General features: G+C 72.1%; 19 protein-coding genes. 7 read left to right on the top strand and 12 right to left on the bottom strand.

Annotated features, from left to right (window positions below; genetic code table 11):
* Position 1: 1 nt before the first annotated feature.
* Positions 2–2,818 (top strand): NHLP bacteriocin export ABC transporter permease/ATPase subunit, encoded by a 2,817-nt coding sequence (locus ACFY0P_RS05420; protein ID WP_388907624.1) that lies wholly within the window; start codon positions 2–4, stop codon positions 2,816–2,818.
* Positions 2,819–2,822: 4 nt separating this feature from the next.
* Here the strand turns inward: ACFY0P_RS05420 and ACFY0P_RS05415 are convergent, their stop codons facing one another.
* The 3 genes from ACFY0P_RS05415 to ACFY0P_RS05405 all read right to left on the bottom strand — a co-directional run bounded on the left by ACFY0P_RS05415 (position 2,823) and on the right by ACFY0P_RS05405 (position 4,636).
* On the bottom strand, positions 2,823–3,347 hold the full coding sequence (locus tag ACFY0P_RS05415) for an SRPBCC family protein (RefSeq protein WP_388907622.1): 525 nt from the start codon (positions 3,345–3,347) through the stop codon (positions 2,823–2,825).
* Positions 3,348–3,352: 5 nt separating this feature from the next.
* On the bottom strand, positions 3,353–3,694 hold the full coding sequence (locus tag ACFY0P_RS05410; RefSeq protein WP_388907620.1) for an ArsR/SmtB family transcription factor: 342 nt from the start codon (positions 3,692–3,694) through the stop codon (positions 3,353–3,355).
* A gap of 126 nt (positions 3,695–3,820) precedes the next feature.
* Entirely contained in the window at positions 3,821–4,636 is an 816-nt protein-coding gene (locus ACFY0P_RS05405) for an alpha/beta fold hydrolase (RefSeq protein WP_388907619.1), read from the bottom strand.
* A 123-nt stretch (positions 4,637–4,759) separates the two neighbouring features.
* On the opposite strand from ACFY0P_RS05405, the gene ACFY0P_RS05400 reads away from it, so the two are divergent.
* Entirely contained in the window at positions 4,760–6,265 is a 1,506-nt protein-coding gene (locus tag ACFY0P_RS05400; protein ID WP_388907618.1) for an MFS transporter, read from the top strand.
* A gap of 284 nt (positions 6,266–6,549) precedes the next feature.
* Complete coding sequence (locus tag ACFY0P_RS05395; RefSeq protein WP_388907617.1) at positions 6,550–6,933, top strand: STAS domain-containing protein; 384 nt, start codon at positions 6,550–6,552, stop codon at positions 6,931–6,933.
* A 131-nt stretch (positions 6,934–7,064) separates the two neighbouring features.
* Here ACFY0P_RS05395 and ACFY0P_RS05390 read toward each other — a convergent pair whose 3' ends face one another.
* Complete coding sequence (locus tag ACFY0P_RS05390) at positions 7,065–7,487, bottom strand: protease inhibitor (protein WP_388907616.1); 423 nt, start codon at positions 7,485–7,487, stop codon at positions 7,065–7,067.
* 323 nt (positions 7,488–7,810) lie between these two features.
* Here ACFY0P_RS05390 and ACFY0P_RS05385 point away from each other — a divergent pair, with 323 nt between their 5' ends.
* Positions 7,811–8,341, top strand: a complete 531-nt coding sequence (locus ACFY0P_RS05385; RefSeq protein WP_388907615.1) for a hypothetical protein — start codon at positions 7,811–7,813, stop codon at positions 8,339–8,341.
* A gap of 124 nt (positions 8,342–8,465) precedes the next feature.
* On the opposite strand, the gene ACFY0P_RS05380 is transcribed toward ACFY0P_RS05385, so the two are convergent.
* The 3 genes from ACFY0P_RS05380 to ACFY0P_RS05370 form a co-directional block, all read right to left on the bottom strand.
* A complete protein-coding gene (locus tag ACFY0P_RS05380; RefSeq protein WP_388907614.1) occupies positions 8,466–10,097 on the bottom strand; it encodes an RICIN domain-containing protein in 1,632 nt (543 codons plus the stop codon).
* Between the two features lie 474 nt (positions 10,098–10,571).
* A complete protein-coding gene (locus ACFY0P_RS05375; RefSeq protein WP_388907613.1) occupies positions 10,572–10,949 on the bottom strand; it encodes a toxin Doc in 378 nt (125 codons plus the stop codon).
* 3 nt (positions 10,950–10,952) lie between these two features.
* On the bottom strand, positions 10,953–11,195 hold the full coding sequence (locus ACFY0P_RS05370; protein ID WP_351486516.1) for a hypothetical protein: 243 nt from the start codon (positions 11,193–11,195) through the stop codon (positions 10,953–10,955).
* 185 nt (positions 11,196–11,380) lie between these two features.
* On the opposite strand from ACFY0P_RS05370, the gene ACFY0P_RS05365 reads away from it, so the two are divergent.
* Positions 11,381–11,869, top strand: coding sequence for a methylated-DNA--[protein]-cysteine S-methyltransferase (locus ACFY0P_RS05365; protein WP_388907612.1), 489 nt, complete (start codon positions 11,381–11,383; stop codon positions 11,867–11,869).
* 39 nt (positions 11,870–11,908) lie between these two features.
* A complete protein-coding gene (locus ACFY0P_RS05360) occupies positions 11,909–12,631 on the top strand; it encodes a 2OG-Fe(II) oxygenase (RefSeq protein WP_388907611.1) in 723 nt (240 codons plus the stop codon).
* Between the two features lie 18 nt (positions 12,632–12,649).
* On the opposite strand, the gene ACFY0P_RS05355 is transcribed toward ACFY0P_RS05360, so the two are convergent.
* Positions 12,650–15,733, bottom strand: a complete 3,084-nt coding sequence (locus ACFY0P_RS05355) for a glycoside hydrolase family 2 TIM barrel-domain containing protein (protein ID WP_388907610.1) — start codon at positions 15,731–15,733, stop codon at positions 12,650–12,652.
* Between the two features lie 272 nt (positions 15,734–16,005).
* On the opposite strand from ACFY0P_RS05355, the gene ACFY0P_RS05350 reads away from it, so the two are divergent.
* A complete protein-coding gene (locus ACFY0P_RS05350; RefSeq protein ID WP_388907609.1) occupies positions 16,006–18,390 on the top strand; it encodes a SpoIIE family protein phosphatase in 2,385 nt (794 codons plus the stop codon).
* A 132-nt stretch (positions 18,391–18,522) separates the two neighbouring features.
* On the opposite strand, the gene ACFY0P_RS05345 is transcribed toward ACFY0P_RS05350, so the two are convergent.
* The 4 genes from ACFY0P_RS05345 to speB are packed head-to-tail and all read right to left on the bottom strand — an operon-like array spanning position 18,523 to position 22,107.
* Complete coding sequence (locus ACFY0P_RS05345) at positions 18,523–18,918, bottom strand: nuclear transport factor 2 family protein (protein WP_388907608.1); 396 nt, start codon at positions 18,916–18,918, stop codon at positions 18,523–18,525.
* Positions 18,915–19,568, bottom strand: coding sequence for a cyclase family protein (locus tag ACFY0P_RS05340; protein ID WP_388907607.1), 654 nt, complete (start codon positions 19,566–19,568; stop codon positions 18,915–18,917). The genes ACFY0P_RS05345 and ACFY0P_RS05340 overlap by 4 nt, the downstream gene beginning before the upstream one ends.
* Before the next feature lie 5 nt (positions 19,569–19,573).
* Complete coding sequence (locus ACFY0P_RS05335; RefSeq protein ID WP_388907606.1) at positions 19,574–21,142, bottom strand: purine-cytosine permease family protein; 1,569 nt, start codon at positions 21,140–21,142, stop codon at positions 19,574–19,576.
* On the bottom strand, positions 21,139–22,107 hold the full coding sequence (gene speB, locus ACFY0P_RS05330) for an agmatinase (protein WP_388907605.1): 969 nt from the start codon (positions 22,105–22,107) through the stop codon (positions 21,139–21,141). The genes ACFY0P_RS05335 and speB overlap by 4 nt, the downstream gene beginning before the upstream one ends.
* Positions 22,108–22,205 lie beyond the last annotated feature (98 nt).

Genomic DNA, 22,205 nt, shown 5'->3' with positions numbered 1-22,205 from the left:
GATGACGACCGTGGACCAAGGCGACCTCGTACTCGGCGCGTTCGGCTCCCTGGGCGCCCGGATCGACTGCACCGGCTTCAACCGCCTCGACCTCGAAGGCCCGCAGACGCTGTGGCTGGTGGCGTCCGGCGCCCTGGACCTGTTCGCGGTGGACGCCGAACAGCAGGGCCACTGGCACCACCTGGGCCGGCTCGAAGCGGGCTCCCTCCTGCTCGGCCCGGTCGCGGGACCGCAGCACACCCTGGTGGCCCGCCCGTTGCGCGACTGCGTGGTCCACCGGATCGGCCTGCGCGAGCTGTACCAGCCCGCCGGCACCCAGACCTGGTCCTACGACGAGTACGGCAACCCCCAGTACGTCCCGCCGGCCACCAGCCCCCTGGAGTACGCCCTCGCCCTCGGCGTCGGCCGCGGCCTGTCCATCCTCTTCCAGGCCCCGATGACGGCCAGCGAGCGCGCCGCGGCCCCCACCGACGACGACGTCTTCTGGATGCAGGTGCCGCCGGGCAGCGTGCAGTACGGCTCGCTGTACGGGGCGGAGGCGGCCGCCGACCTGCTGATGGATCCCGCGCTGTGGCAGAGCATGGTCGACCAGCAGTACCGGCTGCTGACCACCCTGGACCGGTGGATCGAGCAGCTGGAGCGCACCCACGAGACGCGTACGGCGGCCGGCATCAAGGCCGGTGAGGCGGTCCGCGCCCAGGCCGACCGCACCCTGCTCGCCTCCATCGGCAAGGCGGCCAAGCGCACCACGGCCGCCGACGCCGACGCCTCCTACGCCGCCTGCAGACTGGTCGCCGAGGCCGCGGGCATCACACTCTCGGAGCCCGCGCAGAGCGGCACCGAGAGCGACCGCATCGACCCGGTCGAGCGGGTGGCCCTCGCCTCCCGGGTGCGGACCCGGGCGGTACGGCTCGACGGCCGTTGGTGGCGGGACAACGTCGGCCCGCTGGTCGGACACCGGGCCCTGTCCGGGGCTCCCGTCGCGCTGCTGTGGCGGCGCGGCGGCTACGTGGCCGTCCATCCGGCGACCGGCCGCGAGACCCCGGTCGAGAAGGCGAACGCGGCGGAGTTCGAGCCGCGCGCGGTGATGTTCTACCGGCCGCTGCCCGACAAGGCGCTCAGCCCGCTCGGCCTGCTCCGCTTCAGTCTGCGCGGCACCCGCGGCGACCTGGGCAGTCTGCTGCTCGCCGGACTGGTGACGGTGGCGATCGGGTCCCTTGTACCGATCGCCACCGGCAAGGTGCTGGGCGACTACGTGCCGAAGGCCCAGACGAACCTGATCGTGCAGGTCTGCCTGGCGGTGATGATCAGCGCGGTGGTCTCGGCCGCGTTCACGCTCCTGGAGAACCTGACCATCCTCCGTCTGGAGGGCCGTATCGAGGCGACCCTCCAACCGGCCGTCTGGGACCGGCTGCTGCGGCTGCCGACCAAGTTCTTCACCCAGCGCTCGACCGGTGAGCTGGCCAGTGCGGCGATGGGCGTCAGCGCGATCCGCCGGCTGCTGGCGGGGGTCGGCCCGGTGGTCGCCCAGTCGGTGACCGTCGGGGCGATGAACCTGGGCCTGCTGTTCTGGTACAGCGTGCCGATGGCGCTGGCGGCCCTTGCCATGCTCGTCGTCATCGCCGCGCTGTTCCTCGGGCTCGGGCTGTGGCAGGTGCGCTGGCAGCGCAAGCTCGTGGTGCTCGGCAACAAGCTGAACAACCAGGCCTTCCAGACCCTGCGGGGCCTGCCGAAGCTGCGGGTGGCGGCGGCCGAGAACTACGCGTACGCGGCCTGGGCGGGCGAGTTCGCGCGCAGCCGGGAACTCCAGCAGAAGGTGGGCCGGATCAAGAACCTCACCAGTGTGCTGGGCTCGGTCTACCTCCCGGTCTGCACGCTGCTGATGTTCATGCTGCTCGCGGGCCCGGCGAGGGGTGCCATGGACGCGGCGGCCTTCCTCACCTTCAACACGTCGGTGACGATGCTGCTCACCGCGGTCACCTCGCTGACCGGTTCCTTCGTGTCGGCGGTGGCCGCGCTCCCCCTCCTCGAGGAGATCAAGCCGGTCCTGGAGGCCGCCCCCGAGGTGCGCACCGCCAGCACCCGCCCCGGCCCGCTGTCCGGTGCCGTCGAGGCCCGCCGCCTCTCCTTCCGGTACACCGACGACGGTCCCCTGGTCCTGGACGACGTCTCCTTCGACATCCGCCCGGGCGAGTTCGTGGCGGTCGTCGGCCCCAGCGGCTGCGGCAAGTCGACGTTGCTGCGGCTGCTGATCGGCTTCGACAAGCCGGTCTCGGGGAGCGTGCTGTACGACGGCCAGGACCTGGGCGCCCTCGACCAGTCGGCGGTCCGCCGCCAGTGCGGGGTGGTGCTCCAGCACGCGCAGCCGTTCACCGGCTCGATCCTGGACGTCATCTGCGGCACCGAGCCGTACACCCCCGAGGAGGCGATGGCGGCGGCCGAGATGGCCGGGCTCGCGGAGGACATCAAGCGGATGCCGATGGGGCTGCACACGATCGTCGCCGGGAGCGGCGCGATCTCGGGCGGCCAGCGGCAGCGGCTGATGATCGCCCAGGCGCTGATCCGGCGGCCCCGCATCCTGTTCTTCGACGAGGCGACCAGCGCCCTGGACAACGACACCCAGCGCACGGTCATCGAGAGCACCCGCAAGCTGAACGCCACCCGGATCGTCATCGCCCACCGGCTGTCCACCGTCATGGACGCGGACCGGGTGATCGTGATGGAGGACGGCAAGGTCGCCCAGCAGGGCCCGCCGGCCCAGTTGCTCGCCGACACCGGCGGACGGCTGCACGAGCTGGTACGACGGCAGCTCGCCTGACGGGTCAGGCGCCGGGGACGGGGGCGCCGGAGGGCAGGCCGGCGTCGAGATAGCCCTGGTAGTACTCCTTCCAGGGCGCGGTGACGCCGGCGTGCGGGCCCTGGAAGCGCTCGCCGCGGGCCTTGGCGTCGAGGGCGGCGAGGCAGACCTCCCAGCCTGCGCTGTTGCGGGCGGCGGTGTTCTCCTCGCCCAGGACGTGTGTGAGAGTGAAGCGGGTCCCGTCGGGCCCGGCGTCCTCCAGGTCGAAGCGGATCTCGTCGCCGCCCCAGTCGAAGGTCAGGTTCCGGGGCGGGTCGACGGCGAGCACGGTGCCGTGCGACTCGGGCATGTTCGGGTCGCCGGTGAACTTGACGGCGCCGCCCGGGCGCAGGTCGAACTCGGCGCGGGAGGGGAACCACCCGGCGAGCTCGTCGGGGTCGGTGACGAAGTGCCAGACGCGGTCGACGGGGTGGCCGTAGACCCGGCTGAAGCGGACGGCGGGGCGGCCGTCGTCCAGGGTGAGGTAGGTGCCGGTGAGTTCGGCGGGCATGGGGATCAGTCCTTCGAGGAGGGGGCTTCCGGGTCGTCCGCCGTCTCGTCCAGGCGGCGGCCCAGCTGGTCCAGGCTGCGGTTCCACAACCGGCGGTACGGGGCCAGCCAGGCGTCGAGCTCGGCGATCGGGGCCGGGTCGAGGGCGTAGACGCGGCGCTGCGCGTCCTGCCGCACCCGGACCAGGCCCGCCTCGCGCAGCACCTTGAGGTGCTTGGAGGTGCTCGGCTGGCTGAGGCCGCATGCGTCCACGATCTCGCCGACGGGGCGTGGGCGGGTGAGGAGGAGGCCGACTATGGCACGTCGGTGGGGGTCGGCCAGGGCGGTCCAGAGAGTGTCGGCGGACATGGGCTTAATATGCCCGCACGGTTATATTCCCGTCAAGGAATATATGTGCCGACGGTCGCCAAGAACACCTGAGGCGGCCGGTCGCGCCCACGCGGCGTAGCCGCACGTCCGCACGGCCCCGCACCCCTAGGCGGGCACACCTCTCCCGCGAAGGAGCGTGGCCAGCACCCGCACCGCCGCCGCGAACCTCGCCGGATCGCGCAGGTACTCCATGTGGATCCCCGGGAACTCCGCCCACCGCGCTCCGATACGGCGGGCGATCTCGGCCGACGGGCGGGCGTAGTACGTGCCGCGGTCCTCACTGCCCGCCCCCAGCACGACCGGAAAGGGGGCCGAGCGCAGGGCCTCCTCGTCAGGGAGGAAAGACGCCAGGGCGGGCCACTCGGCGGCGAAGAGGTGGTCCTGGTTGCCGAGGAACCTCTTCCAGAGGTCGTCCGGCCAGCGGTACGTGCCTTCACCGCGGACCCCCTGCGCGAAGCGGCGGCCCGCGGCCGGCGCCCCGCCCTCGGCGTACACCGCGGCCAGTTCCGGGAAGAAGTCGCGGGCCGGGTCGCCGTCGGGCAGGACGTTCACGGCCGGAGGTTCGTGCGCGATGAGCCCCGACACCACTTCCGGATGCCGGGCGGCCAGGGTGAGCCCGATGATCGCACCCGCACTGCTGCCGAACACCAGGGCACGGCCGCCGGCGAGGCCGTCGACGACCGCGCGGGCGTCCGCGGCCTGTTCGGCGAGGGTCGTCGGGGTGCCGTCACGGCCGGTACTGCGGGAGTTGCCCCGGCGGTCGTAGGTGATCACCGTGAACGCGTCCGCGAGGTCCCCGGCGATCGCCGAGTAGTAGCCGGCGTCGCCGCCCGCGCCGCTGATCATCAACAGGGCCGGACCGGTACCCCGCACCTCACAGTGGAGCCGCGCGCCGTCCACCGCGAGCATCCCTTCGGCCATGATCGTCCTCCTCCCCAGCGAAACGTTGCCGTTTCGCTGAAAGTGGTCTAGGCTCGATGTGTACGAAACCGTTTCGTTCGCGGCTCCGTAAATCCCGAACGACTTCCCTGGAGTGGTTCCCCCATGTCTGAGAAGACTCTGACCGACGACGCCCGCGTGGGTGCCGCGGAGGCCCCTCCGGCCGCCGCCTCCCCGAAGCGGTGGTGGATCCTCGCGGTCATCGCCGTCGCCCAGCTGATGGTGGTCCTCGACGCCACCATCGTGAACATCGCCCTCCCGTCCGCCCAGGCCGACCTCGGGTTCTCCGACGGCAACCGGCAGTGGATCGTCACCGCGTACGCCCTCAGCTTCGCCTCCCTGCTGCTGCTCGGCGGACGGATCGCCGACCTGTTCGGTCGCAAGACCGCCTTCCTCATAGGCGTCGTCGGTTTCGCCGCCGTGTCGGCGCTGGGCGGTGCCGCGAACGGCTTCGGGATGCTGGTCACCGCGCGCGCCCTGCAGGGTGCCTTCGGCGCGCTGCTCGCCCCGACCGCGCTCTCGCTGCTCAACACCACGTTCACCGACGCCCGTGAGCGGGCCCGGGCGTTCAGTGTCTACGGTGCCATCGCCGGTGCCGGCGGTGCGGTGGGCCTGCTGCTCGGCGGTGTCCTCACCGACACGTTCGACTGGCGCTCGACCCTGTACGTGAACGTCGCGATCGCCTTCGTCGCCTTCGCGGGCGGCATGGCCCTGCTGCACAACCACCGGGACGCCGGTAACTCCAAGCTCGACGTGCTCGGCACAGTCCTGGTCGCGGCCGGTCTGTTCTCGCTGGTCTACGGCTTCTCCAACGCCGAGACCCACGACTGGGGCTCGCCGCTGACCTGGGGCTTCCTGATCGCCGGCGTCGTGCTCCTCGCGGCCTTCGCCTGGTGGCAGACCAAGGCCGAGCACCCGCTGCTGCCGCTGGGCATCCTGATGGACCGCAACCGGGCGGCCTCGCTCCTGACCGTGCTGATCTCCGCCGGCGGCATGTTCGGCGTGTTCCTCTTCCTCACCTACTACCTGCAGCTGAACCTCGGCTTCAGCCCGACGAAGACCGGCGTGGCGTTCCTGCCGATGATCGGCGGCCTGATGGTGACGGCACAGATCGGCACCCAGGCCCTGGTTCCGCGGCTCGGCCCGAAGGTGGTGATCCCGCTGGGCTTCGCGGTCTCCGCGGCCGGCATGGCCTGGCTGACCGGGATCGGCGTCGGCTCCAGCTACGTCAGCGCGGTGCTGCCGCAGCTGATCATCACCGGCCTCGGCCTGGGCCTGGTCATGCCGGCGGCCATGCAGCTGGGAACGAGCGGGGTGACGGCCGACGAGGCGGGTGTCGCGTCGGCGACGGTCAACGCCATGCAGCAGGTGGGCGGTTCGATCGGTACGGCGCTGCTCAACACGCTCGCGGCGAGCGCGGCGACGGACTACCTGGCCGGGAAGGACGCGACCAGCAAGCTGGTGCAGGCGCAGGCCACGATCGAGAGCTACACGACCGCGTTCTGGTGGTCGGCCGGGATGTTCGCGGCGGGCGCGGTGATCGCCTTCCTGCTGTTCCGGCGCGGGGTGCCGGAGCTGGACGCGGACGCGGCGCCCGTCGTCCATATGTGAGTTCCGCGGAGCCGCAGGGACCGAGGGGTCGCCGTCAGCAGGGAGACGGTGGCCCCTCGCCGTTCGTCGTCTGCGGGCAGGTGGGGGCCGTTCGCGCAGTTCCTCCCCCGGCCTTGGGCCGGGGTCCCCCCCAGCGCTCCCAAAGGGGAGCCAGGTCAAGCCCATCCATAGAAGTTCACACTGTCGGGTGAACCTGATCTTGCGCCGCCTGTATCAGGGATGACGGGCGCTCCCAGCGGGTAACAACTCGGCCCATATCCGCCCCGGCGAGGTGGAGCTCCGAGATGACCCCGGAAAACGACGGCCCCGGGCTGCCCACCGCCAACTCCTGTGCGCGGACCCGCCGTAGCGGGGCACAGCTCGTCGTGGAGGTCTACGGCGAGGTCGACATCGCCACCGAGGAGCTGCTTGCCGAGCATCTGCTGGCCGCGACCGCCGGCGCCGAGCCGGATGTGCTCGTCGATCTGCGGCGGCTGGACTTTCTCGACTGTTCGGGGCTGCGGGTGCTGTGCCGGGCCGAGGCGCGGGCCAGGGAGCGGGGCGGGCGGCTGCGGCTGGTGTGCGAAGGGCCCCGGATTCCGCGGCTGTTACGGGCCTCGGGACTGCTGGGACGTTTCCCGCCGCTCCCCGGCATTCCCCGGGACGGGAACGCCGCGGAGCGGCGGTGACACCGGGGGTCGGCGGGCGGCCCCACTCCGCCCGTCCGACCCCCTCGCGAGATCGCAGGTTCCCGCTCCAGGGGCCGCACTCCCCAGTTACGGACCTGTCCGGCAGTCACGAGGACCGTGCGATCCCGGGCTCAGAAGGCGAAGACGCTCGCCCCGTAGGCGTCCCTCATGCACTGGTTGCCGAAGGTGCGCTCGTAGGAGACGCGCTTGCCCTGCCAGACGCCCTCGACCGTGACCACGACGGGGTCGTAGAGCTTGGTACACCACACATCGTTCCTGGGCGCCAGGGCGTCGAAGTCACCGCCGGCGCCGCGCAGTTCGGCGCAGGCCTGGGCGGCCGCCGGGTGGGTCCCGGAGGCGCTGGGGGCGCAGTTCAGGGTGACGGCGCGCTCGGGCGTGGCGGTGGCCGCGTCTGTGCCGTGGCCGGTGGTGAGCACCAGGGCCGAGGGGGCGTAGAGCGAGCTCGGGGCGGCGACGGCGGCCCCCGTCAGGGGTCCGCAGACGGCGACGGCCGTAAGGCCGAGGGTCGCTGCCCAGCGCGCGGTGGTTCGCATTGTGTGCATCCTTCCGCTCGATTCGACGGGTGCCGCCCTCGGCCCGGTGGGTGCCGGGGCGGCGGGCGCCACTCTGCCGAGTCCGTCGCCGAAACACACATCGAACCCACAGGTTTCAGTAACCTTGCGTATTGAAACAGTGGCGTGAAGTCACGGAATTCGAACGCGTCGACCGCTCAACGGAGCGGTTCTTGATCGCCCGAAGCGGCCAGATGGCCTGATCTCATCGCCTCGTTAATCGTCCTGAAACATTCCGCTTCCGCTGTCGGCGGACTTCCGGGCAAGCCCTTGCCTTTGGTCTGCAACGGAGTAATCGTCATTACATGATTACTCAAGAGCAACGAGACAAGCTCCGCGGCTGGTTCGCCGGCCGCCTGCCCGACGACCTCTTCGAGGAACTGGTGGAGGTGACGGTCGACCGCGAGGAGGTCACCGTCATCGGGCGCATCCCCGGACCCAAGCTGCAGGACGGCGCGTCGGACGCCGAGCGGGAGGCGGCCGTACAGGGCCGGATCCAGGAGTTCCGGGAGCGCACCCGGGAGAGCCGGATGGCCGTGGCCAAGGAGGCGGAGCACCAGTTCCGGCGCAAGGTCTCCTGGGGCGTGGAGTGTGCCGGGCAGCGGGCGCTGTTCACGCATGTGGCTGCGCCGGTGATGACCCGGCTGCGCCAGCCCGAGCGCGAGGTGCTGGACACCCTGATCGCGGGCGGCGTGGCGCGCAGCCGCAGCGAGGCGCTGGCCTGGTGCGTGCGGCTGGTCCAACGGCACACCGACGACTGGCTGACCGAACTGCGCGAATCCCTGGAGCACGTGGAGCGCGTCCGCGCCCAGGGCCCGGACGCCGCCCAGGACTGAACCGGCCGCTCGGCAGCGCGCCCCGAAGAGGCGCTGGGGGTACCCCCGGCCGAAGGCTGGGGGAGGAACTGCGCGCCCAGCCGCGACGGCGCCGCGGACGACCCACGGCGCCCCCGCGGAGCGCCTAGTGGCCGGCCAGTTCCGCCGGCTGCGCCGACGGGCCCCCCGTTCCGGCGATGGAGAGTGAGCCGTGGCTCTGGGACGGTACCGGGGCGTCGGTCAGCCAGTGCTGGCCGCTGGTGTGGTCGCGGACCTTGACCACGATGTCCGAGCCGGGGTCCACCCCGCCCGTCGCGAGCGCGAGGGTCTCGTCCCAGCGGGGCAGCAACTCGCCCTGGACCGTGAGGTCGTAGCGCACGTCCTTGCCGCGCCCGGCCCCCTCCTCCGCACAGGTGCCGAGGATGACCACCCCGGCGTCCGCGTGCGAGTCCAGGCACAGGTCATGGCCGGCCGCGCTGCGCAGTTCGCCGTCGCTCTCGTACGTCCACTGCTGGCTCGAGGCCGTGGAGCACACCGCGAGCACGACGCTCGCCCCGGCCTTCGGCTCGCCGTCGATGTCCAGGCAGAGCTGGGCGGCGGCGTTGCGCAACCGGGTGGTGTGGTCGGCGGAGGGCAGCCCGGCCGTGCCGGAGGTGGGTGTCGCCTCGGGCTCGGAGTCGCCGGGCACCAGGCCCGCGGTGGCGACGGCGTCACTGCTGTCGCCACCGCCGGACAGCGTGCTCACCGCGAGGACGGAGGCGAGCAGTCCCGCACCGGCCACGCCGACGCTGGTCAGCAGCGTCTTCGACGACCAGGAGCCGGGCGGGCGGCGCACCGCCACGGGGATGCGGGCGAGGATCCGGGTCCCCGCGGACGCACGCCGTCGCCCGCCTCCTCCGGCGCGCCGGGCCGCCGCGCGGGTGCGGGGAACGTCCTCGCCGCCCTTGCGTCCCGGGCGCGAGTCGAGGTAGCGGCGGGCTCCCCAGCCGAGCACCGCCTCGACCAGCAGCACGCCCAGTCCGCCCTCGACATGGCCGAGTTGTTCGGCGGCGGCCCTGCAGTACGGGCACTGCGCCAGATGCTCCTGGACGTCCGGCAGCAGGGCGCCGCCGCGGCGGAGCGGCACGTCCAGCAGCCGGTTGTAGTAGCGGCACTCCTGGGACGGCGCGAGTTCGCGGTGGGCGCGGACACAGCCCTCGCGGAATTTCTCCCGGGCGTCATCCAGAGCCGCCGATGCGGTTGCCGTGTCCATGCCCAACAGACCGGCCGGTACGGTTATCGGTTCGGCCTCCACCTCGGCATGCCAGAGCAGGCTCTGGGCGAGCGCCGGGAGGCCCAGGAATGAGCGCTCCGCGAGGGTGCGGTTTTCCGGTGTCATGGACTTCGTGGCGCGCATACCGCGGCCGCCGGCCGGTTTCCCGAGGTCCGGAAGAACCTCCGCTATTCGGTCCTCCACGGCCCAGTTGGCGACGGTGTCGCGGACGGAGACCAGCAGGCGCGGCCGGATCGCGTCGGCCGTCTCGCCGAGGGCCACCCGGTCGAGCACCTGGTGGAAGGCTGCGGCCGCGACCATGTGCGCGACGGGACCGGAGGCGGCCAGGCAGATGACCGCGTATTCCTGAACGGGCCGCCAGTGCCGGGCCATGAGCAGCGCGGCGGACCGGGAGGCCTCGATGTCCGATCCGGCTCGCAGCGGGGCGGCGAGGGACTCGTCGGACTCCCCCGCACCACCGCCGGGCGGCGGATAGGAAGGGCGAGGCGGGTGGGGGGTGGGCACGGAGCGGATTCCTTTGGTGCGGTGGTGCGTACCTCGTCGGTGCGCCGGGGAGCGGGAATTCGCCGACGCGGTGTCGGTACGGTGTCGGTCGCGTTCCTCAACTGCCGAATTGGACCGGGACATTACCCCGCGCGGGTATTCACCCTCGCACAAGTCTCACACAAGCAACAAGGTACCCGTACAACATCGACAGCATTGACAGAAAGTCAGAAAGGCGGCGGTGGCTATTGCCCCTTCATGGCCGCATTCACCATTCCGCGCACCCCGTGTGAACCGTACGCCCGCGCCGGACCCGCGCGCACGCTCCCGGCCCGCCCGCACGGGTGGTCCACTGATGACCGGCCCTCCTCACGAGGCCCCGCGCGGAACGGCGGCTCTTCCACGCGAAACAGGCCGCCGGCCCCGTTCCTCCCGCCCTCGGCCGGCGGCCCCGAGGGCCGCGGGGGCGGCTCTCCCTGCACGTCCGGGCAGGTGTCAGAGCTGCCAGGAACGGAGCCGGTCCGCCGCGGCGTAGACGTCGGCCTTACCGCTCATCAGGTCCCGGGCGAGGTCGACGAGGGCGCCGTAGGGCGGGTCGATGCCGACATCGCTGACGTACATGTAGGCCACGGCGGTCGCGCAGGCGAACCGGGCGTTGGCCGAGGGCAACGGCTTGAGCAGAGCGAGGGTGTGCAGCAGGGCCGCGGCCCGCCAGGCGGCATCGGAGTCCACGCCGAGCCGCGGCGGGTCGACCCGGTGCCGGGCGACGGCGGCGACCAGCGCGGAGAAGTCGTTGATGGTGGGCTGCTCCGGCATGACTTCCTCGTGGCGCTGGAGCAGCCAGGGCACGTCGATGTGGATGACCGGCGACATGGGTCAGGCGGCCTCGCCCTTCGCGGGCGGCTGTTCGTCGTCCGGGAACGCCGCGGCGAACTCGGCGGCGTGGGCCGCGAAGAAACGGCGGAACTCCTCCGCCCCTTCCTGCAGGGCCCGGTGCCGGGCGATGTCGGCGGCGGCCGCCTCACGGACGAGGGCCTTCATCGACGTACCGCGCTCCTTGGCTATCTGCCTGAGGTCCTCAAGTTCGCGGTCGCTGAACTCCACGTTGAGAGCTGGCATGCCCTTCACGGTACCGCGCGGGTACTCCACCGTAAATACCCGCAGGTCAAGACGGACCCACCACGGTACCTACGGAGCCTGAGAGCCATGTCCGTTTTCCGCCGGTCAGCGGGGCGCCGCGGCGACAGACTCGGTGTCACGACCACATGGGATCCCGCGGGGTCTCCCGAGAGTGAGGAAGTCCGATGGACGTGTACACCGGGTACGACAGCCCGCTCGGCGAGCTGCGCCTGACCGGCGCGGAGTCGGCCGACGGTTTCGTCCTCACGTCACTGTCCCTGCCGGGGCGGCGCCACGCCGAGGCCGTCCACGCCGACCGCCCGTTCGCCGAGGCCGTGCGTCAGCTGGACGCCTACTTCGGCGGCCGGGGCACCCGGTTCGACCTGCCCTGCGCCGCCCGGGGCACGGAGTTCCAGCAGCGGGTGTGGCGGGCGCTCGACGACATCCCGTACGGCACCACGACGACGTACGGCGAACTGACCGCACGGCTGGGTGTGCCCCGCACCGAGATCAGGGCGGTGGGCGCGGCGGTCGGCGCCAACCCCCTGCTGCTGGTCCGGCCCTGCCATCGCGTGATCGGAGCCGACGGCTCGATGCGCGGGTACGCGGGCGGGGTCGAGAACAAGGTACGGCTGCTCACGCACGAGGGCGCGCTGCAGCCGATGCTCGGCTGAGGACGACGTCGAGGAAAGAGGAACGAGGAAGGAGCCGCCATGACTCTCACCCGCACCGAGGCCCGCGGGCGCGTGGCCGGCACCGACTGGGCGGCGGTGGCCGCCGGTCTTGACGAGCTCGACAGCGCCCCGACCGCTCCCCTGCTCACCCCGGCGGAGTGCCGCGAACTGGCCGCTCTGTACGAGAAGCCGGAGCTGTTCCGCACCACGGTCGACCTCGCCCGGCACCGGTTCGGCTCCGGCGAGTACCGCTACTTCACCCACCAGCTGCCCGCGGCGGTGGCCGCGCTGCGCACCGCGCTCTATCCGCGGCTGCTGCCCGTCGCCCGGGACTGGGCGGCCCGCCTGGACCGCCCGGCCCCCTGGCCCGACTCGCTGGACGAGTGGCTGGAGCGCTGCCACGCGGCCGGCCAGGACCGCTCCGCCCAGATCCTGCTGAGCTACGGCCCCGGCGACTGGAACGCCCTGCACCGGGACGTCTTCGGCGACCTGGTCTTCCCGCTCCAGGTGGTCGTCGCGCTGGACGTGTACGGCGAGGACTACACGGGCGGCGAGTTCCTGATGGTCGAACAGCGCCCGCGCGCCCAGTCCCGGGGTACCGCGACGCCCCTGAGGCAGGGCCACGGGTTGGTGTTCACCACCCGCGACCACCCGGTGCGCACCAGGCGCGGCTGGTCGGCCGGGGCGATGCGGCACGGTGTGAGCACGGTCCGCTCCGGCCGCCGCCGCACCCTGGGACTGGTCTTCCACGACGCGGCCTAGCCGAGGTCACACACCGCCTCAGGTGTCGAGGCGGCTGATCCGTACCGCGCCGGAGGTCTTCCCCGGGTGGGCGCTGGTCAGCGACAACCGGATCCGGGAGCCGCGTGCCGCGGTGAACGTGATGACGGTCGGGGTGTCCGAGGCTGTCGCCCAGTCCACCGCCGTGTCCTGCACCGCCCGGTACGCCGTGCCGTCCCAGACGGCCACCTCGACCGACGCCGGGAGGGCGTGGGTGGCGTCCACGGTGAAGGAGACCTCCACCCGGTCGAAGGTGCGGGTGCGCCCGTGGTCGACCGACACCCAGTCCGCGGTCCTGGCGCCGCCGAACGCGGGCAGCAGGGCGGTGGCCGACTTGGCGAAGGCGTTGGACCAGCCGGTGGCCGGGTCGCCGTCGAGCACGGCGGCCGGGAGGGTGTCCGGACGGCCGGAGTAACTGGCGTCCGCGTGCGGGTAGTCGGGCGGGGCCGGGTGGTCCGGGCCGAAGGCGGGGGCGGGGGTGCTCGCCACGGTCCGGGCGGGGGTGGTGTGCACGGTGACGGCGCCCTTGCGCAGGCCGTCCACCCGGGCGGTCACCTTGAGGCCCCCGGGCTTCGTGCCGGAGCGCACGACGGCGAGTGCCTTGCCGTGGAAGGCGGTCCGGGTGACGGCCTGGTAGCGTTCGGCGCTCTCCTCGCGGCCGTTGTCGAGCCCGGCGAGCGAACCTCCGGTCACGGCGAAGGAGATGAGGTGCTCGGCGTCGGGCACCAGCACGCCGTGCGCGTCGACGATCTCGGCGGTGACGAAGACCAGCGAACGCCCGTCGGCGGCCAGGGAGGTGCGGTCAGGGGTGAGACGGACGGCGTGCGGAGCGCCGGCGGTGCGCAGGACGTCGGTCGCGACCACCTTGCCGTCGCGCCGGGCCACCGCCTTCAACTCGCCCGGCCGGTAGGGCACTTTCCAGGTCAGGTGCAGTTTGCCCGCGCTGCCGTTGGGGCTGGTGTAACTGCCCGGGTAGGGGCCGGTGGTGAAGGTCTTGTCGTCGCCGGTGGCCTCGGTGGTCTCCAGGTAGGTGCGGCCGTCGGTGGTCTTCTTGGTGTCGAACTCCCGCACCCCCAGGGACGTTCCGTTCAGGAACAGCTCGACGGAGGACACGTTGGCGTACGCCCACACCTCGACCGTCTCCCCCTCCTCGTGGTTCCAGCTCATCGGCAGCAGATGCACCATCGGCTCGCTCACCCACTGGCTGCGGAAGAGGTGGTACATGTCCTTCGGGAAACCGGCCGTGTCGACCGCGCCGAAGAAGGACGACTTCACCGGGAACACGTCGTACGGCGTCGGCTCGCCGATGTAGTCGATGCCCGACCACAGGAACTGGCCCGCGAACCACTTCCGGTCCCGGTCCTTCTTGTGGCCGTACTCGCCGCTCATCGTCCAGGAGGCCAGGTTGTTGTCGTAGGAGGAGGTCGCGCGGCGGCCGGGGGTGTGGTTCTCCCCGGTGTTGAGGTGCTCCGGCTCCTGGTACGTGCCGCGGGTCGAGGTCTCCGAGGAGGACTCCGACTCGAAGAGGAACAGGTGCGGGTAGGCGGCGTGCAGGGCGTCCACCGACTTGGCCGTGTTGTAGTTCAGGCCCAGTCCGTCGAGTCTGGCGAGCATGAGGTCGGCGGCGGAACCCTTGGCCGGTACGCCGTGGTACTTGTTCGAACCGATCACGACCGGGCGGGTGTCATCGGCGGCCTTGATGACGGCGATGATCCGGTCGGCCATGGCGAGGCCGGCGGTGGAGGTGGAGTCGGGGATCTCGTTGCCGATGGACCACAGGACGACGGCGGGCGAGTTGCGGGCGGCGAGGACCATCTCGGTGGCGTCGGCCTCGCACCACTCGTCGAAGAACCGGCCGTAGTCGTACGTGGTCTTGCCGGTCCTCCAGCAGTCGAAGGCCTCCACCATCATCACGATGCCCAGTTCCTCGCAGACCTCGATCATCTGCGGCGAGGGCGGGTTGTGCGAGGTGCGGAAGGCGTTGACGCCCATCGACTTCATGATGGTCATCTGCCTGCGCACCGCGTCGGCGCTGATCGCCGCGCCGAGGGCGCCCTGGTCGTGGTGGAGGTCGACGCCCTTGATCTTGGTGGACACCCCGTTGAGGGAGAAGCCCTCGTCGGGGTCGAAGCGGTAGCTGCGGACACCGAAGACCGTGCGGTAGGTGTCGGTGGTGGTGCCTCCGACCCGGAGTTCGGTGTGCAGGGTGTAGCGGTGCGGGGCCTCGATGGTCCACAACTTCGGTTGCTCAACGGTCAGTTCATGGGTCGCGGTGGTCCCGCCGGAGCCGGTCACGGTGACCGTGGAGGAGGTGCGGGCGACCGTGCGGCCGTCGGGGTCGGCGATCCGGGACAGCACCGTCACGTCCGCTCCCGCGCCGGACTCGTCGACGACCGCCGTGCGCACCCGCACCACCGCCCGCCCGGCGGTGATGTCCGGGGTGGTGACGTACGTCCCCCAGCGCGCCACGTGCACGGGGTCGGTGACCACCAGGCGGGCCTCGCGGTAGATGCCGCTGCCCGAGTACCAGCGGCTGCTGGGCAGCTGGTTCTGCACCTTGACCGCGAGGACGTTCTCGGTGCTGCCGTCGGTGTGCAGCAGGTCGGTGAGGTCGAAGGCGAAGCCGGTGTAGCCGTAGGGGTGACGGCCGGCCTGGGTGCCGTTGCAGAACACATACGAGTCCATGTAGACGCCGTCGAACTCCACCGCGATGCGCTTGCCGGCGTAGCCGGGCGGCAAAGTGAAGGCGAGCCGGTACCAGCCGAGGCCGCCCGGGAAGAAGCCGGTGCCGCTGGTGGTGCCGTGGTCGGTGGTGGGGGTCTGCTCGATGCTCCAGTCGTGCGGTACGGCGACCTGCCGCCAGGCCGAGTCGTCGTACCCGGGGTCGGCGGCGTCCGCGTAGGCGCCGGTCGGGTCGGTGATCCCGCCCGGGTTGACCAGCGCGAACCGCCAGCCGTCCCGCAGGGCGACCGTGTGGCGGCCGGTGACCTGCGAGGACGTACCGGCGCCCGGGGCGCCCAGCAGGACGCCGGCCGTCGGGGCTGCCGTGGCGGCTGCCAGAACCGATCTGCGTGTGACCGTCATGGTGCGGCTCTCCCTCATCAGGGCCCAGAACTACTCACAACTGATCGTGAACAAACAGATTCTGACGGGGTGGCACTTGTGTCCGTCAAGGGTCCGGAAACCTCCGGCCGCCCCTTTCGTCCCATCGGCCAATCCCCGTTCGGCACCCCGGACAGACCCCGGCCCCGACCGACCGGCCGCCGCCGCTTGCCGGTCGTGGGAGGGTCCGAAGCACTACCCTGAACACGAGTGGTGCACCTGTTGACTGTGAGTGTGCGCTTGGGAGTGGCGAGATGAGCCGGGTCTATCCCTTCGACGAGGCGGCGACGGCCCGGGCTGTCATCGACGAGGACGGCACACTGACCGAGTGGAGCGAGGGTGCGCGACGGCTCCTCGGCCACCCTGCCGAGGAGGTCGTGGGCAGGTCCGCGGCGCTGCTGCTCGCCGGGGACGTCGCACCGCGCGCGCCCGTCGGCGCCCGCTGGGACGGCACCCTGGGGCTCCGCCACCGGGACGGCCGGACGATCCCGGTCTGGCTGCTCGCCCACCACAACCCGGCACACGACGAACGGCCCGGCCACTGGCTGGTGGTCTCCCCGCTGGACGGCGGCGGACCGCGCACTCCGGGCGATCCGCTGGCGACGGCCGCGCTGACGCAGTCACCGTGCGCCATCGCGGTCTACGACGACCAGCTCAGGCTGCGCCGGATGAACGACGCGATGGCCGAGGTCATCGGGCTGGCCGAGGAGCGGGTCCAGGGGCTCAGGGTCACCGAGATCGGCGGCAAGCCGGAGAGCGCGGACCTGGAGCGGAACATGCTCCGGGTGCTGGCCTCGGGCCGGGCGCTGGACGTCCAGACCCATATGCGGACCGGCGGCGAGGACCGGGCGCACGCCTGGCTGGCCCGGATGGCGCCGGTCACCGACGCCGCCGGGCGGGTGCGGGGCGTGAGTCTGGCCGCCCACGACTTCACCGAGAACTACCTGGCCCGGGAGCGGCTCCAGCTGGTCAACGCGGCGAGCGTGCGGATCGGCAGCACCCTCGACGTCATCCGAACGGCCCAGGAGCTGGCGGACGTCTGCGTCCCGGCACTCGCCGACCTCGTCACCGTCGACCTGCTGGACCCGCCGGAGGACGGCGGCGACCTGCCGGCCCGGCTCAGCTCGCCGGTCACCCTGCGCCGCATCGCGCACCAGTCCGTGCTCCCCGGCGTCCCCGAGGCGGTCCTCAAGCCCGGGCAGTCCGAGGTCTACCCGGCCTCCTCGCCGCAGGCCGACTCACTGACCGCGGGGCACACGATCGTGGCCTCGGTGGCGGCCGGGGCGCTGGACCAGTGGCTGTCCTGGAACAAGGCCCGTGGGGAGCGGGTCCGCGAGTTCGGCGTGCACTCCTCGATGTCGGTGCCGATCCAGGCCCGCGGCACCACCCTGGGGGTCGCGGTGTTCAGACGGCACCGGCGGCTCGACCCGTTCGGTCCGGACGACGTGCTCCTCGCCGAGGAGATCACGGCGCGGGCCGCCGTCTGCATCGACAACGCCCGCCGGTACTCGCGCGAGCGCGAGACCGCCCTGGCCCTGCAGCGCAGTCTGCTGCCCCGGACGCTTCCGCGCACCGCCGCCCTGCAGGCCGCCTCCCGCTATCTGCCGGCGGCACGGACCGGGGTGGGCGGCGACTGGTTCGACGTGATCCCGCTGTCCGGGCTGCGGGTCGCCATGGTCGTCGGGGACGTCGTCGGCCACGGTGTGCAGGCCTCGGCGACCATGGGCCGGCTGCGGACCGCCGTGCGCACCCTGGCCGACATCGACCTGGCCCCGGACGAGCTGCTGACCCACCTCGACGACCTGGTGCTCCGGCTCTCGGAGGAGCAGGGCGGCGAGGGCAGCCCCGGCGAGGTCGGCGCGACCTGCCTGTACGCCGTCTACGACCCGGTGTCGCGGCGCTGCACACTGGCCCGCGCCGGGCACCCGCCGCCCGTCGTGCTGCGCCCGGGCCACCGTCCCCATCTGCTGGAGCTGCCCGCCGGTCCGCCACTGGGCCTGGGCGGGCTGCCGTTCGAGTCGGCGGAGGTGACGCTGCCCGAGGGCACGGTGCTGGCGATGTTCACGGACGGGCTCATCACCTCCCGGCACCGGGACCCGGACACCGGCCGCCGGCTCCTCCACGAGGCGCTGGCGGCGTACAGCGACTCCCTCGACGAGACCTGCGACCGGATCCTGCACGCCCTGCTGCCGTCGGGCGGCGCGGCCGACGACGTGGCCCTGCTGCTGGCCCGCACCCAGAGCCTGCCGTCGACCCGGGTGGCGTCCTGGGACATCCCCGTCGACCCCGCCCTGGTGGCTCCGATCCGCAAGCAGGTGGTGGAGCAGCTCGACGTGTGGAACCTGAGCATGGCCGCCTTCACCGCTGAGCTGGTGGTCAGCGAGCTGGTCACCAACGCCATCCGCTACGGCGCCCACCCCATCGGGCTCCGTCTGATCCACGACACGGCCACCCTGATCTGCGAGGTCTCCGACACCAGCCACACGGCCCCGCACCTGCGCCGGGCCAAGACCTGGGACGAGGGCGGCCGCGGCCTTCTGCTGGTGGCCCAGCTGACGCAGCGGTGGGGCACCAGGCACACCGCGGAGGGCAAGACGATCTGGGCGGAGCTTTCCCTCTTCGAGGACGAGTTCGGCTGAGTGCTCCGCTGGGGGGTGCCGTGTCGTGGTCGTCTGCGGCGCCGTCGTGGCTGGTCGCGCAGTTCCTCCCCCAGCCTTCGGCCGGGGGTACCCCCAGCGCCCCTCAGGGGGCGCGCTGCAGAACCGCAGGCTTCATTCGGTCGCGGCGGACAGGTGCTCGTGGACCGCCCGCCAGTCCTCGCCGTCGGCGCGGTGGAGGACGATGGTCTCGCGTTCGTGGAGGACCTCCTCGCCGGCCGTGGTGGAGACACGGGTGGTCACCGCGTGGGTGAACACGGCCGTGTCGCCGAAGAGCTGGAGGCGGCGGTCGTCCGAGTCGCAGGACAGGACGCGGAAGCCGTCCTCCTCGCTCCACCGCTGCCACAGGTCGCGGTACTCCTGGGTGGATTCCAGCCGCCGGCCGGTGGTGTGGAAGACGAACGTGGCGTCTGCCGCGAAGGCGGCGAAGTAGTCGTCGGTGCGGCCCTCGGCGAACGCGGCGATCAGGGCGTCCGCCGCGGCGAGGGCGGTGTCGTGGTCGTTGCTCAAGGCTTCGGCTCCGAGATCCGGGCCACGGCGCGGACGGGTGCGCCGTCCGCGCCGGGCAGGTGCAGGGGGAAGAGGCTGACGTGGACGTCGTGGCCGGTGTGCTGGGCGTCGAGGACCTCGGCGAGGCTGGTGAGATTCTCGGCGATGACGGCCTCGGCGCCGCACAGGATGCGGTGGGCGGGCAGGGTCTCGCCGGGGGTCGGGTCGACACTGAGGGCGTCGATGCCGACGGTGTACACACCGCGGGCGACGAGGAGGGCGGCCGCTTCCTCGGTCAGGTAGGGGTGGTCGTGGTAGGCGTCGGTGCCCCAGTGCGCGGACCAGCCGGTGGCGATCAGCACGATGCGGCCCGCCGGGACGCGGGCGAGCAGGTCCGCCCCGATGGCCGCCCGGGGCGGAAGGCCCCGGGCGTCGACGACGTGCGCGGGGCCGTCGAAACGGTCCAGGGGCAGCTGGTCAAGCGCGGGCAGGCCGTCCTCGATGTGGGAGGGGGCGTCCACGTGCGTGCCGGACTGCGAACCCATGTGCACCTGAAGGACGTTGACGCCGTCCTGGGCCGCGGTGAGCGCGGGCCTGATGTCCACCTCGGGGTCGCCGGGGTAGACCGGCATGCCGGTGCGCAGCGGCACGGACAGGTCGATCAGGCGCATCCCGCTCACACCTCCGCAGGCTCGGGGACGGCGACGGGGGCGCCGTCGGCGGCGGTGATCGGCGGCACCGGGGTGTCCACGGCGCGCACCAGGCGCGGGCCCTCGGGACCGAAGACGGCGCGGGGTTCGGGGAAGAGCCACAGCAGGGCCAGGTAGAGGATCGCGGCGAGACCCAGTCCGACGGGCAGGGAGATGTCCACACCGCCCGCGAGGTCGCCCAGGGCGCCGACGAACTGGCCGGGGAGGTTGACGAACTGGACCGCGAGCAGGGCGGCGGCCAGCCAGGCGGCCATGCCGCGCCAGTTCCAGCCGTGCGTGAACCAGTAACGTCCGCCCCGCTGGCGGCGGTTGAAGACCTGCAGCGAGTCGGGGTCGTACCAGCCGCGGCGGGTGAGGAAACCCAGGGTCATGATGACCATCCACGGCGCGGTGCAGACGATGATCAGCGTCGCGAAGGTCGAGATGGACTGGGTCAGGTTGGCGGCGAACCGGCCGACGAAGATGAAGGAGATCGACAGGACGCCGATGAACACGGTGGCCTGCACCCGGCTGAACCTCGGGAAGACGCTGGCGAAGTCGAGGCCGGTGCCGTAGAGCGAGGTGGTGCCGGTGGACATGCCGCCGATCAGTGCGAGCAGGCAGACCGGCAGGAAGTACCAGGACGGCGAGACGGCCAGCAGGCCGCCGACGTAGTCCGGGGCGTTCGGGTCGAGGAAGTTCCCGGCCTTCGCGGCGATGATCGAGGCGGTCGCGAGGCCGAAGAAGAACGGCAGGATCGTCGCGATCTGGGAGAGGAAGGCCGCGCCCATGACCCGGCGGCGCGGGGTGTCGGCGGGGATGTAGCGCGCCCAGTCGCCGAGGAAGGCCCCGAAGGAGACCGGGTTGGAGAGCACGATCAGCGCGGAGCCGATGAACGCCGGCCAGAAGCCGGGGGTGCTCAGCGAGTGGAAGCTGCCCTGGTAGCCGGGGTCGAAGTCGCCCCCGAAGGCGAAGAGACCGAGGACGAAGAGCACGGAGGCGGCGGCCACCGCGATCTTGTTCACGAAGAGCATGAACCGGAAGCCGTAGATGCACACCGTCAGCACCAGCGCGGCGAACAGCCCGTACGCCAGCGCGTACACGCCCTCGTTGGTCGGCAGGCGGAACATCCGGTGCGCGCCGCCGACCAGGGCGTCGCCGGAGGACCACACGGAGATCGAGAAGAACGCGACCGCGGTCAGCAGGGAGAGGAAGGAGCCGACGACCCGGCCGTGCACGCCCAGGTGGGCGGAGGAGGAGACCGAGTTGTTGGTGCCGTTCAGCGGGCCGAACACGGCGAGCGGCGCGAGGATCAGCGCGCCGACGGCGAGCCCGAGGCCGGTGGCCGCCAGGCCCTGCCAGAAGGAGAGCCCGAACAGGATCGGGAAGGCGCCGAGGACACAGGTGGCGAAGGTGTTCGCGCCACCGAAGGCGACCCGGAACAGGTCGAGGGGACGGGCGGTGCGGTCGGCGTCCGGGATGCGCTCCACCCCGTACGTCTCGATCTCGGTCAGCGACGGGGCGTCGTGCTGCTCCGCTTGGGGGCTGGTGGTCATGTCTGCTCCTCGCGAGGGCCGTCGGAGTCCAGGGTGAACAGGCTGATCAGGTCGTAGGCGACGTGCGACGCGGCGACGGAGGTGATGTCGGCGTGGTCGTAGGCGGGGGCCACCTCGACGACGTCGCCGCCGACGAGGTTGAGCCCGGCGAGGCCGCGCAGGATCTCCAGCAGCTCACGCGAGGTCATGCCGCCGGCCTCCGGGGTTCCGGTGCCGGGGGCGTGGGCGGGGTCGAGGACGTCGATGTCGACGGAGACGTACAGCGGCCGGTCGCCGATGCGCTGCCGCAGCGCGTCCACCGTCTCGTCGACGCCGCGGCGCAGCACGTCGGAGGAGGTGACGATGCCGAAGCCGAGCCGGCGGTCCTCCTCCAGGTCCCGCTTGCCGTACAGGGGGCCGCGGGTGCCGACGTGGCTGAGCGCCTCGGTGTCGACGATGCCCTCCTCGACGGCGCGCCGGAACGGGGTGCCGTGGGTGTACTCGGCGCCGAAGTAGGTGTCCCAGGTGTCGAGGTGGGCGTCGAAGTGGAGGACGGCGACGGGTCCGTGGCGCTTGGCGACCGCGCGCAGCAGGGGCAGCGCGATGGTGTGGTCGCCGCCGATGGTCACCAGCTTCGTGCCGTCGGACTGGAGGCGGGAGGCCTCGTGCTCGACGGTCTCGATCGCCTCGTTGATGTCGAAGGGGTTCACCGGGATGTCACCGGCGTCGGCGACCTGGGCCGTCGCGAACGGGGACACGTCCAGGGCCGGGTGGTACGGGCGCAGCAGCCGGGACGCCTCGCGCACGGCGGCCGGGGCGAACCGGGCGCCGGGCCGGTAGGAGACACCGGTGTCGAAGGGCACGCCGACGACGGCGATGTCCGCGCGGGGCACCTCGTCGAGGCGCGGCAGCCGGGCGAAGGTCGCGGGTCCCGCGTAGCGGGGGATCCGGGAGGAGTCCACGGGTCCACGGGGCTCGGTCGTCATGGGGCACCTTCCTGTCGAGCCTTGGGCGTACACCGCCGGGTGGGCGGACCCAGGACCGGAGCTGGTGGTTCCGGTAGCGGGGGATGCCTCAGTGTGCG

Origin of the sequence: Streptomyces sp. NPDC001714, from assembly GCF_042892755.1 — a bacterium.
Classification (GTDB): domain Bacteria; phylum Actinomycetota; class Actinomycetes; order Streptomycetales; family Streptomycetaceae; genus Streptomyces.
This window is presented reverse-complemented; position numbering and strand designations above follow the sequence as displayed.

Coding starts and splice junctions, on each gene's coding strand:
- ACFY0P_RS05420 (WP_388907624.1), top strand. CDS start 2: ATGACGACCGTGGACCAAGGCGACCTCGTACTCGGCGCGTTCGGCTCC.
- ACFY0P_RS05335 (WP_388907606.1), bottom strand. CDS start 21,142: ATGACCACCAGCCCCCAAGCGGAGCAGCACGACGCCCCGTCGCTGACC.
- ACFY0P_RS05390 (WP_388907616.1), bottom strand. CDS start 7,487: ATGCGAACCACCGCGCGCTGGGCAGCGACCCTCGGCCTTACGGCCGTC.
- ACFY0P_RS05365 (WP_388907612.1), top strand. CDS start 11,381: ATGGACGTGTACACCGGGTACGACAGCCCGCTCGGCGAGCTGCGCCTG.
- ACFY0P_RS05355 (WP_388907610.1), bottom strand. CDS start 15,733: ATGACGGTCACACGCAGATCGGTTCTGGCAGCCGCCACGGCAGCCCCG.
- ACFY0P_RS05405 (WP_388907619.1), bottom strand. CDS start 4,636: ATGGCCGAAGGGATGCTCGCGGTGGACGGCGCGCGGCTCCACTGTGAG.
- ACFY0P_RS05370 (WP_351486516.1), bottom strand. CDS start 11,195: ATGCCAGCTCTCAACGTGGAGTTCAGCGACCGCGAACTTGAGGACCTC.
- ACFY0P_RS05350 (WP_388907609.1), top strand. CDS start 16,006: ATGAGCCGGGTCTATCCCTTCGACGAGGCGGCGACGGCCCGGGCTGTC.
- ACFY0P_RS05415 (WP_388907622.1), bottom strand. CDS start 3,347: ATGCCCGCCGAACTCACCGGCACCTACCTCACCCTGGACGACGGCCGC.
- ACFY0P_RS05375 (WP_388907613.1), bottom strand. CDS start 10,949: ATGTCGCCGGTCATCCACATCGACGTGCCCTGGCTGCTCCAGCGCCAC.
- ACFY0P_RS05360 (WP_388907611.1), top strand. CDS start 11,909: ATGACTCTCACCCGCACCGAGGCCCGCGGGCGCGTGGCCGGCACCGAC.
- ACFY0P_RS05340 (WP_388907607.1), bottom strand. CDS start 19,568: ATGCGCCTGATCGACCTGTCCGTGCCGCTGCGCACCGGCATGCCGGTC.
- speB (WP_388907605.1), bottom strand. CDS start 22,107: ATGACGACCGAGCCCCGTGGACCCGTGGACTCCTCCCGGATCCCCCGC.
- ACFY0P_RS05400 (WP_388907618.1), top strand. CDS start 4,760: ATGTCTGAGAAGACTCTGACCGACGACGCCCGCGTGGGTGCCGCGGAG.
- ACFY0P_RS05410 (WP_388907620.1), bottom strand. CDS start 3,694: ATGTCCGCCGACACTCTCTGGACCGCCCTGGCCGACCCCCACCGACGT.
- ACFY0P_RS05395 (WP_388907617.1), top strand. CDS start 6,550: ATGACCCCGGAAAACGACGGCCCCGGGCTGCCCACCGCCAACTCCTGT.
- ACFY0P_RS05385 (WP_388907615.1), top strand. CDS start 7,811: ATGATTACTCAAGAGCAACGAGACAAGCTCCGCGGCTGGTTCGCCGGC.